Annotated in this window: 9 protein-coding genes; 8 read left to right on the forward strand and 1 reads right to left on the reverse strand. The window is 43.2% G+C overall.

Annotation, left to right across the window (positions count from 1 at the left end; translation table 11 throughout):
- Positions 1 to 101 precede the first annotated feature (101 nt).
- Positions 102 to 1,568 (forward strand): sensor domain-containing diguanylate cyclase, encoded by a 1,467-nt coding sequence (locus DW694_RS03180; protein WP_110102990.1) that lies wholly within the window; start codon positions 102 to 104, stop codon positions 1,566 to 1,568.
- 90 nt (positions 1,569 to 1,658) lie between these two features.
- Here the strand turns inward: DW694_RS03180 and DW694_RS03185 are convergent, their stop codons facing one another.
- Positions 1,659 to 3,002 (reverse strand): MATE family efflux transporter, encoded by a 1,344-nt coding sequence (locus DW694_RS03185; protein ID WP_353615792.1) that lies wholly within the window; start codon positions 3,000 to 3,002, stop codon positions 1,659 to 1,661.
- A gap of 614 nt (positions 3,003 to 3,616) precedes the next feature.
- Here DW694_RS03185 and DW694_RS03190 point away from each other — a divergent pair.
- From DW694_RS03190 to iadA, 7 genes are all read left to right on the forward strand, one after another.
- On the forward strand, positions 3,617 to 5,083 hold the full coding sequence (locus DW694_RS03190; RefSeq protein ID WP_015524484.1) for an aminotransferase class V-fold PLP-dependent enzyme: 1,467 nt from the start codon (positions 3,617 to 3,619) through the stop codon (positions 5,081 to 5,083).
- A 5-nt stretch (positions 5,084 to 5,088) separates the two neighbouring features.
- The gene (gene speE / locus DW694_RS03195) at positions 5,089 to 5,943 is read left to right on the forward strand and encodes a polyamine aminopropyltransferase (RefSeq protein WP_015524485.1); all 855 of its coding nucleotides are present in this window, start codon (positions 5,089 to 5,091) and stop codon (positions 5,941 to 5,943) included.
- Between the two features lie 3 nt (positions 5,944 to 5,946).
- On the forward strand, positions 5,947 to 6,804 hold the full coding sequence (gene speB / locus DW694_RS03200) for an agmatinase (protein ID WP_110102988.1): 858 nt from the start codon (positions 5,947 to 5,949) through the stop codon (positions 6,802 to 6,804).
- A gap of 42 nt (positions 6,805 to 6,846) precedes the next feature.
- Positions 6,847 to 8,106 carry a saccharopine dehydrogenase family protein gene (locus DW694_RS03205; RefSeq protein WP_022426348.1) on the forward strand — a complete coding sequence of 420 codons (1,260 nt, stop codon included), beginning with the start codon at positions 6,847 to 6,849 and terminating at the stop codon, positions 8,104 to 8,106.
- Complete coding sequence (locus tag DW694_RS03210) at positions 8,106 to 9,323, forward strand: carboxynorspermidine decarboxylase (protein ID WP_092070382.1); 1,218 nt, start codon at positions 8,106 to 8,108, stop codon at positions 9,321 to 9,323. Before DW694_RS03205 ends, DW694_RS03210 begins: the two co-directional genes overlap by 1 nt.
- 315 nt (positions 9,324 to 9,638) lie before the next feature.
- Positions 9,639 to 11,159 carry a putative basic amino acid antiporter YfcC gene (yfcC, locus tag DW694_RS03215; RefSeq protein ID WP_021650661.1) on the forward strand — a complete coding sequence of 507 codons (1,521 nt, stop codon included), beginning with the start codon at positions 9,639 to 9,641 and terminating at the stop codon, positions 11,157 to 11,159.
- A 32-nt stretch (positions 11,160 to 11,191) separates the two neighbouring features.
- Positions 11,192 to 12,340, forward strand: a complete 1,149-nt coding sequence (gene iadA, locus DW694_RS03220) for a beta-aspartyl-peptidase (RefSeq protein WP_110102987.1) — start codon at positions 11,192 to 11,194, stop codon at positions 12,338 to 12,340.
- The last annotated feature ends 81 nt before the right edge of the window (positions 12,341 to 12,421 follow it).

Raw genomic sequence — 12,421 nt, forward strand, 5'->3', positions numbered from 1 at the left:
TCTTATGATTGGAATCTGCAGATTTTTTGTTATAGAGAAAAAACAAAAATCATGGTAAAATAAAAATGCATGACAAAAAAGGTTAGATCAGGAGAAAACGTATGAAAAAGAATCACTTTGAATTAAAAAATTATGTTATGGCAACCGGCGTTTTTATCTTGGCGGTTATAGCAGGGATTCTTATTTTTTTCGAGTGTGTGCAGAGGGCTGTACAGGTGAATTCTCAGAATACATTGAAGATAAATGTGCAGAGACAAAGTGAACATTTGCGGACGATACTGGATATTAATTATCAATATCTGAATGAGATTGCCTCTGCAATGGGAAGATCAGAAGAACTTTTTTCAGAAGAAAATAAAGAACGACTGATATCCATTTATGAAAAGACAGACCTGGAGAGGGCTGCTCTTATTGATAAGAATGGAGATGCATACTACGACAATGGAGTAACCAAGAATGTTTCTCATCGCAGATATTTTCAGGAGGCTATCAGTGGAGCGCAGACCATCAGCGATCCCCTGGAAAGCAGTGTGGACCATAAGGTGCGGGTGGTTTTAGGTGTGCCGGTATACAAAGACCATAAAGTGATCGGTGTGTTGGGCGGATCCTGTAATGTTACAGCGCTGAGCCATATGCTTTTTAATGATCTTTTTGATGGAGCGGGAAACAGTCTTCTGGCTACAAGTGATGGAGAGATTATTGCCTTTGACAGTGGTTCGGCGTCTGGTACGGAGATCACATATGGAATCAATCTTTTTAAATATTACGGAGAAAAAAATCTCAAAGGAAAGCATGCTCTTCAGGATATTCAGGAAGATTTTAAAGTTGGCGAAAGTGGTCTGGTGAAGCTTAGTCTCAAAGAGAGAAAAGAAGCAGACCGGTATCTGGCATATATGCCTCTTGGATACAACGACTGGATGATCTGTTATGCAATTCCTGTAAAAAGTGCACAGCAGGCTTATGAATTCATTTCCGGTTATGAAATCCTATTTATGGGAAGCTTCTGTATTCTGGTGCTTCTCCTGCTCCTGTATATTGTTGTAAGAAATAATCAGGAGAAAGCGGAATTGGTGCGTTCTGCCCAGAAGGATGCGCTTACAGGCGTTTATAACAGAGAGAATACGCAGAAGGTGATCGATGCTATTCTGAGAGAAAAAGCTCCGGAAGACTTTCATGGCTTCCTGATCCTGGATATGGATCATTTTAAAGAAGTGAATGATGTTTACGGACATGTCATGGGAGATAATGTATTAAAAATGCTGGGAGGTTTTCTTAAAGAGCAGTTCCGGGAACAGGATGTGATTGGGCGTATCGGCGGGGATGAGTTTGTAATCCTGCTCTGTAATATCGGTTCACGGGAAAATATGGAGAGCAGAATAAAAAAACTTCATGAAAAGCTCAGGGAGATCCGTATGGAAGGCATGGGAGAGCATACATTTACTTTTAGTGCAGGAATTGCTTTTGCACCACAGGATGGAGATACCTTTATGGAACTGTATCAAAAAGCAGATTTTGCCCTTTATCAGGTAAAACGCTCCGGAAGGGATGGCTACCGGATCTATAAATAACAATAAAAAAGACAGAAGATATCCTGAAGAGAAAAAAGGAAATCTTCTGTCTTCTTTTTGTATAAATTGGAATGGGAAGCTTTGATGTCCTTAGGCTTCCGGAATTTTTTGAATGATCGTTCTGTTTATGACAACCAGGAAAGCTACGGACACGATCAGAGAAATGATCTCCGCAATGGGGAAAGACCACCATACTGCGTGAAGTCCGCCGATGGAAGCAAGGATATAAGCAGCAGGTACCAGGACAAACAGCTGACGCATGATAGATACGATCATACTGAATACAGCTTTTCCGAGTGCCTGGAATACAGTTCCCGCAATGATACAGAACCATGCGATCAGATAGTGGATTCCTATGATACGAAGTGCAGGGATTCCGATGGTAAGCATATCTTCGGAAGCACTGAACAGCCCCAGCAGTGTTTTCGGAATAAATTCAAAGGCAAGAAAACCAATGAATGTAAAACAGAATGCGATGAACATGCTGACTTTGACAGTTTTAAGCATACGCTTTCTGTGGCGTGCACCATAATTATAGGCAATGATCGGTGTAATGCCGTTGTTAAGTCCAAATACAGGCATGAAGAAAAAACTCTGCAATTTGAAGTAAACACCAAATACTGCAGTTGCAGTGACTGTAAACTGTACCAGGATCAGATTCATGCAGTAGGTCATGATAGAACTGATGGACTGCATGATGATCGATGGAATACCTACTGCATAAATATGGCCGATGATCTTAAGGTCAGGACGGAAGCCCCTGAAGCTGAGCCGGACTTCATGATTAAATTTATGGTTGCAGATTCCTGCAACGATGCAGGCTACACACTGTCCGATCACAGTAGCTACAGCAGCTCCGGTAACACCCATTTTCGGAGCACCGAACAGACCAAAGATCAGGATCGGGTCAAGGATGATGTTGGTGATGGCACCGCACAGCTGAGAAGTCATGCTGAATATGGTTTTTCCTGTGGATGTGAGCAGACGTTCAAAGAAAAACTGTCCAAGCAGACCAAAGGAGAATATCATAACTGTGCTCAGATATTCAATCCCAAATTTAAGGATCTCAGGGTCTGCGTTATGTACCTGGCTGGCATAAAATGGTTTTACTACTGTAAATCCAAGGATCAGGAAAACCAGATAGCTTAAGCCATACAGGAAAGCAGCATTGCTGGCTGTCCGATCAGCTTTTTTAAAATTCTTTTCTCCAAGGGATTTGGAAAGCAGTGCGTTCATACCCACACCGGTACCTGCACCTACTGCGATCAGAAGTGTCTGCAGTGGAAAAGCCATGGAAACTGCCGTCAGAGCATTTTCGGAAAGCATGGCAACGAAAACACTGTCTACAATATTGTACAATGCCTGCACCAGCATGGAGATCATCATTGGCAGAGACATGTTTAGTACAAGCCTTCCTACGGGCATGGTCCCCATTTTGTTTTCTGCTATGGGAGCAGATGTACTTTTTTGATTCATATTTCCTCCATTTTGTATTTTGTAGTTTTTGACCTAATTATACATATTAGCATGAAAATATGAGGGATTCAAGAAAAGAATATCCTTCTGACATTATTATAAATGGTTCATACTATAAGTATTTAAACGATTTTGATAGTTGACATGAATTTTCAGATATGCTATGATTATGAAGATTTTGAAGGACAAGAAAGAGTCTTTTCAAAGCAATTATTTTGGACCACTCCATTTTGGGGTCAAGGCCATACGGACAGCCGGGTCCACTGCCGCTGATGGTAACTTTGGTTGCCTTATTGATTGAGTTAGAAGCTCAAATTTTATAAGTTGGTTCCTTTGATAACCGTCATGCGCCTGTTGCGCAGACTTGTGAAACGGTCAATAAGAGTAGTAAAAGTATGATTGCTATATAGACTCTGACATATATCATCCGGATTCTGATCTCATGTAAATATGGGGATTCTCATATTTATATGCGATGAAAATAAAATCAGGAAGAATGATCTAAGCAGGTTTACGGTTTTGTATCGGCCTGCTTTTTTTGTGCGGATAAAGGAACTGGAAATGGAGAAGCAATGAACAGAAGTCGTTTTAAACTGGACCAGAATCATGCTCCAATTCATGAAGCTCTGGAAAAATTCCTGCGTATGAGAGTAGTACCTTTCGATGTGCCGGGACATAAAAGAGGGAGAGGAAATCCGGAGCTTACTGAATTTCTGGGACAAAAATGTGTAGGTGTGGATGTAAACAGCATGAAGCCGCTTGATAATCTCTGTCATCCCGTATCTGTGATCCGGGAGGCGGAAGAGCTGGCAGCAGATGCCTTTGGAGCAGCGCATGCATTTCTTATGGTTGGAGGAACTACAAGCTCAGTACAGACTATGGTGCTAACAGCCTGTAAGAGGGGGGATGAGATCATTCTTCCCCGAAATGTCCACAGAAGTGTGCTGAATGCGCTGGTTCTGTGCGGAGCAATCCCGGTCTATGTGAATCCGGAGGTGGATCAGAGACTTGGGATTTCTCTTGGAATGCGACGTGAACAGGTGGCAAAGGCAATTAAGGAGCACCCAAATGCGGTGGCTGTGCTGGTGAACAATCCCACCTATTATGGAATCTGCAGTGATCTTCGCGCAATTGTACGCATGGCTCATGAAGCAGGAATGCTGTGTCTGGCAGATGAGGCACATGGAACCCATTTTTATTTTGGCGGAGGTCTGCCGGTTTCGGCAATGGCAGCCGGTGCAGATATGGCGTCTGTATCCATGCATAAAAGCGGCGGAAGCCTGACCCAGTCCAGCCTTCTTCTTACAGGACCAGGTGTTCATGCCGGTTATGTCCGTCAGATCATCAATCTGACTCAGACTACTTCAGGCAGCTATCTTCTGATGTCAAGTCTTGACATTTCGCGCCGGAATCTTGCACAGCGAGGACGCCAGATTTTTCATCAGGTAGCAGATATGGCAGAGTATGCAAGGGAAGAGATCAATGCTATTGGCGGCTATTATGCATTTGGAAAAGAGCTGGTGAATGGAGATTCGGTTTTTGATTTTGACATTACGAAATTAAGTGTACATACCCTGGATATCGGACTTGCAGGGATCGAGGTTTACGATATACTGAGAGATGAATATGATATTCAGATCGAATTTGGTGATATTGGAAATATTCTGGCTTATCTGTCGATCGGAGATCGTGCCCAGGAAATAGAGCGGCTGGTAAGTGCTCTTGCGGAGATCCGCAGGCGATTCCAAAAGGATAAATCAGGATTGCTGGATCAGGAATATATCGATCCTCAGGTAGTGACAAGTCCTCAGGAAGCTTTTTATGCAGAAAAATGCAGCCTTCCTCTCAGAGAAACCGAAGGCAAAGTATGCAGCGAGTTTGTAATGTGTTATCCTCCGGGAATCCCGATTTTGGCTCCGGGGGAACGAATCACTCCGGAAATCCTGGATTATATTGAATATGCCAAGGCAAAAGGATGCAATATGACAGGCCCTGAAGATCCGGATATATTGCGTTTAAACGTACTGGCAGGGAGGTAAAGAAAATGGAAATGTGGTTTTCGGAATTTCATACACCGGATGTGAAGCATAGTATCCGGGTAAACCGTCAGCTTTATTCAAAGCAGAGTGACTATCAGAGAATTGATATTTTTGAGACACCGGAATTTGGCAGGGTGCTCACACTGGACGGTAATGTAATGCTCACAGAGCGTGACGAATTTATTTATGACGAAATGATCACTCATGTACCTATGGCTATTCACAAAGAAGCCAAAGATATTCTTGTGATCGGAGCAGGAGACGGCGGAGTTGTACGTGAACTGACCAGGTATGACCGTGTCAGCCATATTGATCTGGTAGAGATGGATCCTATGGTAGTAGAAGCCTGTCGCGCATATCTTCCGGGAAATGCCTGCAGGCTGGATGACAGGAGAGTGCACCTTCATTATGAAAATGCGTTGAAATATATACGCCGCTGCGAAAATAAATATGATCTTATTATTGTAGATTCCTCGGATCCCTTTGGCCCATCGGAGGGATTATTTACCCGTGAATTTTACGGAAACTGCTATAATGCGCTGAAGGCGGATGGAATCATGGTTAATCAGCAGGGAAGTCCTTTTTATTCCGAGGATGCGCATGCCATGCAGCGCAGTCACAAAAGAATTGCCAGTACTTTCCAGATCAGCCGTGTTTACCAGGCTCATATTCCTACCTTTGCTGCCGGCTACTGGCTGTTTGGCTTTGCAAGTAAAAAATATCATCCTGTGGATGACCTGGATTCGAAGGCATGGAATTCACTGAATCTTCGTACCCGTTACTATACTACAAGGCTTCACAAAGGTGCATTTTATCTTCCGGCTTTTCTGGAGGAAATGCTTCAGGAGGTGGAGGACTGATTTATGATCTTACCAAATATTGAAAATTTTATCGGTTGTGACAGCAGCTTTGAGGAAGCAGAAATTGTTCTTTACGGAGCTCCCTTTGATTCGACCACAAGCTTTCGTCCGGGAGCCAGGTTCGGTCCTTCTGCCATTCGTCATGAAAGCTTTGGACTGGAAACCTACAGCCCTTATCAGGATCGTGACCTTATGGATATCCGGGTATTTGACAGTGGAGATCTGGAGCTTTGCTTCGGCAGCAGTGAAAAGGCGCTTGCTGATATACAGGATCGTGCAGAGGAAATCCTGAAAGAGGGAAAAATGCCGCTGCTTCTGGGGGGAGAGCATCTGGTGACACTGGCTGCTGTGAGAGCTGTCGCCGGGAGATATTCGGGACTTCATATTATTCATTTTGATGCGCACGCAGATTTAAGAGACGATTATCTTGGTGCCTATTTAAGTCATGCGTGTGTTATCCGCAGATGCTATGATATTCTGGGAGATGGGAGGATACATCAGTTTTGTATCCGAAGCGGTGAGAGAGAAGAATTCCGGTTTGCAAAAGAGCATACAGATTTTCATCCCTTTACCTTTGAAGGCCTGGAAGAAACCGTACAGGAATTGGCCAGGAAGCAGGTTCCGGTATATTTTACCATTGATCTGGACTGTCTGGATCCATCTGTATTTCCGGGAACCGGTACACCGGAGGCAGGAGGCGTAAGCTTCCTTGAATTGCTCGCTGCTATCCGGAAGGTATCAGAATTAAATATTGTGGGAGCAGATGTCAATGAGCTGGCACCTATGCTGGATCCAAGCGGTGTTTCCACAGCTACAGCATGTAAGGTGGTCAGGGAACTGCTGCTGGCGGTGGCAAAATAAAAACAGTTACGAAAATTGAGTATAAAAAAGGAGACAAAAAACATGAGCAGAGTACTTGTAATCGGCTGCGGCGGAGTAGCCAGTGTAGCAATTCAGAAGTGTTGTCAGGCAGATACTGTATTTACAGAACTGTGTATAGCAAGCAGGACAAAAGAAAAATGTGATGCACTTGCCCGGAAACTGGAAGGAAAAACAAAAACAGTTATTACCACCGCAAAGGTGGATGCGGATGATGTAAACCAGCTGATCCAGCTGATCAATAGTTACAAACCGGATCTGGTAATGAACATTGCGCTTCCGTATCAGGATCTGACCATCATGGATGCATGTCTGGCATGTGGTGTAAACTATATGGATACGGCAAACTATGAGCCGGAGGATACGGATGATCCCAAATGGCGTGCTATTTACGAAAAACGCTGCAAGGAAGCGGGATTTTCCGCATATTTTGATTATTCCTGGCAGTGGGCATACCGGAAGAAATTTGAAGAGGCAGGACTTACAGCACTTCTTGGCTGCGGATTTGACCCGGGTGTTACCCAGGCATATTGTGCATATGCATTAAAGCATGAGTTCGACCAGATCGATACCATTGATATTCTGGACTGCAATGGAGGAGACCACGGATATGCATTTGCAACCAACTTTAATCCGGAAATCAATCTTCGTGAGGTAAGTGCGCCCGGAAGCTACTGGGAGAATGGACATTGGGTGGAAATTCCTCCGATGGCGATCAAGCGGGAATATGATTTTGATCAGGTCGGCGATAAAGATATGTATCTTCTGCATCACGAGGAGATCGAGTCCCTTGCCCAGACAATTCCGGGAGTAAAGAGAATCCGTTTCTTTATGACCTTCGGACAGAGCTATCTGGATCACATGCGCTGTCTGGAGGATGTGGGAATGCTTTCTACTACTCCGATCAACTATAATGGACAGGAAATCGTTCCTATCCAGTTTTTGAAGGCTCTTCTCCCGGATCCGGCCAGCCTGGGTCCACGTACTAAGGGAAAAACTAATATTGGCTGCATTTTCACCGGGGTAAAGGATGGAAAAGAGAAAACCTATTATATTTATAATGTTTGTGACCACCAGGAATGTTATAAAGAGGTTGGAAGTCAGGCAATCAGCTATACGACAGGCGTTCCGGCTATGTGCGGAGCATTAATGATGCTTACCGGAAAATGGATCCGCCCGGGAGTGTACACAGTAGAAGAATTTGACCCGGATCCGTTCCTGGAAGCACTTGACAAATATGGACTTCCACGCAGCGAAAATCATGATCCGGAGCTGGTGGATTAATGGAAAGAACAGATACAAGACCACCCTTTGCAGCGTCCGGCGGAATTATTCCGCCGGAGCTGCGGAAGATCAAAACACCTTGTTATGTTCTCGACGAAGCGGCACTTATAAAAAATGCAGAATTAATGGGGAATATTGCCAAGAGAACAGGCTGCAAAATGCTCCTGGCACAGAAGGCTTTCAGTAATTATGACTGCTATCATCTTTTGGAACCATATTTGACAGGAACAGAAGCAAGCGGACTGTACGAAGCCAGGCTTGGTGCCCAGGAGATGCCCGGAAAAGAGGTACATGTATTTTGCGCCGGATATCGTGAGGATGAATTTGAGGAGCTGCTTAGCTTTGCAGATCATATAGTGTTTAACTCTCCTTCTCAGCTTCTTCGCTTTGGAAAAAGAGTGAAGGAGGCCGGGAAAAGTGCAGGGCTTCGGATCAATCCGGAATGCTCTACCCAGGAGGGGCATGCTATTTATGATCCCTGTGCCCCAGGCAGCCGCATGGGTACCACAAGAGCACAATGGGAGACTGCTGTGAGAAAGCATCCGGAGCTGATCGGATTATTGGATGGTATTCATTTTCACACCCTTTGTGAGCAGGACTCTTCTGATCTGGAAACTACTCTTACAGCAGTAAAGACGAAATTCGGAGATCTGATTTCTCAGATGAAATGGCTGAACCTGGGAGGTGGACATCATATTACAAGACCAGGCTATGATATTGCACGGCTTGAGAAGTGCATTAGAGCAGCAAAGGAAGAATGGAAGGTAGATGTTTATCTGGAGCCCGGAGAGGCATGGGCCTTAAATGCAGGATTCTTTTTGACAACTGTTCTGGATGTGCTGCAAAATGGTGATACCCGGCTTGCAATTTTGGATGGAAGTGCTGCCTGTCATATGCCGGATGTTCTGGAAATGCCTTATCGTCCTCCTCTTCTTGGAGCAGATGAACCGGGAGAAAATGCAGTCACAATCCGGCTCGGAGGACCAACCTGCCTGTCAGGAGATATCATAGGAGATTACAGCTTTTCAGAGCCGTTGAAGTACGGAGATATCCTCATGTTTGGTGATATGGCCATTTATACAACCTGCAAGAACAATACCTTTAATGGAATGCCTTTGCCTGATATATGGCTGAGACATGGCGATAAAACCATGGAACGTCTTACTGATTTTGGGTATGAAGATTTTAAAGGCAGACTTGGACGCTGCAGGAAATAAGAGCAGTTTTTTTGAAAAATAATATTGACAGGTTTAATGAAAAATGGTGCTGAACATAATATCCAACATCATTTTTTTATATAGTCTGGTCCAATGATCATAATCTGACATGGTGTAGCTATTGGTGTCATAAATACAGGAAATACTGGGATTATTTCATGTTTCAAAAAGGTGTGGATCTGCATTTGGTTAAGATGATTTGACAGGTTCTTATAAAATAAATAAATTTGATAAAATATGTAAAGTTTTAGTTGGATTTTAAGCATTTTGTGGTACACTAATATAGTATATCAAAAATGGGAGGGAGATTCAAAAATGAGCAAAAACGAAGGAAAAGGGTTAAAGTCTTTTAACAAGGGATTCCAAGTGCCTGATACCTACATTATCATCTTTTTTGTAGTTGTTTTCGCAGCACTTATGACATTTCTTGTACCAAAGGGATTTTACGAAACACAGGATATTTCATATATGATCAATGGTGTTGAGAAAACCCGTACAGTAATCAAAGACGGAAGTTTCCAGTATCTGACAGATGATACAGGAAATGTAGTAACAGAAGGAGTAGCACTCTTTAGTGGAGATGGTGGAACAGGATTTTTTAACTATATGTATAACGGAATCGTAAATAGTTCTGCAATCGAGATTATCGCATTTCTTATGGTAGTAGGTGGTGCATTCGGTATCATGATCCGTACAGGTGCGATTGAATCCGGATTGATCGGATTGATCCGTAAGGCAGAGGGAGCAGAAAAACTACTGATTCCGATACTTTTCGTACTGTTTTCTCTTGGTGGAGCAGTTTTCGGGATGGGAGAAGAAGCGCTTCCGTTTACTATGATTCTTTGTCCGTTGTTTGTAGCAGTTGGATATGATTCAGTTATCGCAGTTCTTGTTACTTATGTTGCAACACAGATTGGTTTTGGTTCATCTTGGATGAATCCATTCTCTGTAGGTATTGCACAGGGTATTGCAGGTATTGACGTATTCTCCGGAGCAGGATTCCGTATGGTAATGTGGGTAGTATTTACAGCACTCGGCTGTGGAATGACTATGTTCTATGCATCAAAGATCAAAAAGACTCCGACAATCTCAATCGCATATAAGACTGATTCATATTTCCGTGAGCAGAATGAAAAAACAGGAATTGACGAAGGACATTCATTTGGTCTTGGACACATTTTAGTTCTTCTGACACTGGCTGCTACAGTAGTATGGGTAGTTTGGGGAGTTATGACTCAAGGATACTACATGCCGGAGATTGCTACACAGTTCTTTATTATGGGAATTGTTTCCGGTGTGATCGGAGTTATCTTTAAACTGAACGATATGAAACTAAATGATATTGCAATATCATTCAAAGATGGGGCAAAAGATCTGATTGGTGCTGCACTTGTTGTTGCTATGGCACAGGGTATCATGCAGGTTCTTGGTGGATCTGATCCGACCACACCTACAGTTATCAATACAATTATGTATAATATTTCAAATGCATTGTCTGGAGTTTCCGGAGCGGTTGCAGCAGTACTTATGTATCTGTTCCAGTCCGTATTTAACTTCTTTGTTGTATCCGGAACAGGACAGGCTGCGATCACAATGCCGATCATGGCTCCACTGTCAGACCTGTTAGGTGTTTCACGACAGACAGCTGTAGTTGCATTCCAGCTTGGTGATGCATTTACAAATCTGATTGTTCCTACATCCGGATGTCTGATCGGATCTCTTGCAATTGCAAAGATCGAGTGGTCTAACTGGATTAAATTCATGTGGAAATTCCTTGGCGTCTTAATGATTGGTGCAATCATTACAGTTCTTATTGCAGTTGGGATTGGATTCTAAAACATGCATTGGATAATTGGGAGTGATTTATGATGAAATTAATTCAGAATATTGATGTTTATGATCCACAGCATCTGGGGAAAAAAGATGTACTTGTGATCAATGATAAGATTGTTAAGATTAAAGATCCAGGTTCTATATCCGCAGACGGATTTCTTTCTGAGGCAGAAATGATCAATGGAGAGGGGTTACTTTTAACTCCGGGATTCATTGATAGTCATGTTCATGTACTAGGAGGCGGTGGCGAAGGTGGATTCGCCAATCGTACTCCAGAAGCAACTATGGAAGGACTTACGAAGTTTGGAGTAACAACAGTTGTTGGCTGTCTTGGAACAGATGGGATCGGTCGTGATATATGTGCACTGGTTGCAAAGACAAAAGGATTGAATGAGCAGGGAATGTCTGCATACTGTTATACAGGCAGTTATCAGATTCCGGTTCGTACGTTGACTGACAGTATTGTGAAAGATATTATGATGATTCAGGAAATCATTGGAACTGGAGAAATCGCGATCTCTGATCATCGGTCTTCACAGCCGACTTTTGAGGAATTTGTACGTGTCGTTGCGGATACAAGACTTGGTGGTGTTCTTTCCGGGAAAGCTGGTATTGTAAATGTTCATCTTGGTGACAGTCCGAGATGCTTAGATCTTATTGAACGGGTGGTAGATGAGACAGAGATACCGGCTTCTCAAATATTGCCAACACATATCAATCGAAATGAGCTGCTTTTCTGCAAGTCAATGGAATATGCGCTGAAAGGCGGAGCAGTAGATTTTACCGGAAATGAAGATATTGACTATTGGGAAACTATCTGTGATGAGGTACGAGTATGTAATGGTATCAAACGGATGTTAGATGCAGGAGTAAATCCTAACCGCATGACAATTTCTTCTGATGGACAGGGAAGCCTTCCGATGTACAGTAGTGATGGCGAATTCCTTGGAATGGGCGTTGGACAGTCCAGCTGCCTTCTGAAGGAAGTTAAAGAGTGTGTGTTTAAAGCGGATATCCCGTTGGAAATTGCACTTTCAACAATAACATCCAATCCGGCAGAAATCCTTCGCCTTAATGGAAAAGGAAAGATTGAAGAGGGCTATGATGCGGATCTTTGTATCCTGGATCAGGACCTGCAGCTTGTTGAGGTAATAGCAAGAGGTAAAACAGTGTATACAAAATAGAATCAGAAATATCCGGTATAAGAACAGATGTGTTCCGTACCGGATATTTTACTAGCATACATTCTAATAGATGGGGGCAAA

The sequence above is a fragment of the Ruminococcus sp. AM26-12LB genome (genome assembly GCF_003480785.1).
Lineage (GTDB): Bacteria > Bacillota > Clostridia > Lachnospirales > Lachnospiraceae > Blautia_A > Blautia_A fusiformis.

Excerpts from the sequence above, each read along its gene's own strand:
- DW694_RS03180 (WP_110102990.1), top strand. The coding sequence starts at position 102 with ATGAAAAAGAATCACTTTGAATTAAAAAATTATGTTATGGCAACCGGC.
- DW694_RS03185 (WP_353615792.1), bottom strand. The coding sequence starts at position 3,002 with ATGGGGACCATGCCCGTAGGAAGGCTTGTACTAAACATGTCTCTGCCA.
- DW694_RS03190 (WP_015524484.1), top strand. The coding sequence starts at position 3,617 with ATGAACAGAAGTCGTTTTAAACTGGACCAGAATCATGCTCCAATTCAT.
- speE (WP_015524485.1), top strand. The coding sequence starts at position 5,089 with ATGGAAATGTGGTTTTCGGAATTTCATACACCGGATGTGAAGCATAGT.
- speB (WP_110102988.1), top strand. The coding sequence starts at position 5,947 with ATGATCTTACCAAATATTGAAAATTTTATCGGTTGTGACAGCAGCTTT.
- DW694_RS03205 (WP_022426348.1), top strand. The coding sequence starts at position 6,847 with ATGAGCAGAGTACTTGTAATCGGCTGCGGCGGAGTAGCCAGTGTAGCA.
- DW694_RS03210 (WP_092070382.1), top strand. The coding sequence starts at position 8,106 with ATGGAAAGAACAGATACAAGACCACCCTTTGCAGCGTCCGGCGGAATT.
- yfcC (WP_021650661.1), top strand. The coding sequence starts at position 9,639 with ATGAGCAAAAACGAAGGAAAAGGGTTAAAGTCTTTTAACAAGGGATTC.
- iadA (WP_110102987.1), top strand. The coding sequence starts at position 11,192 with ATGAAATTAATTCAGAATATTGATGTTTATGATCCACAGCATCTGGGG.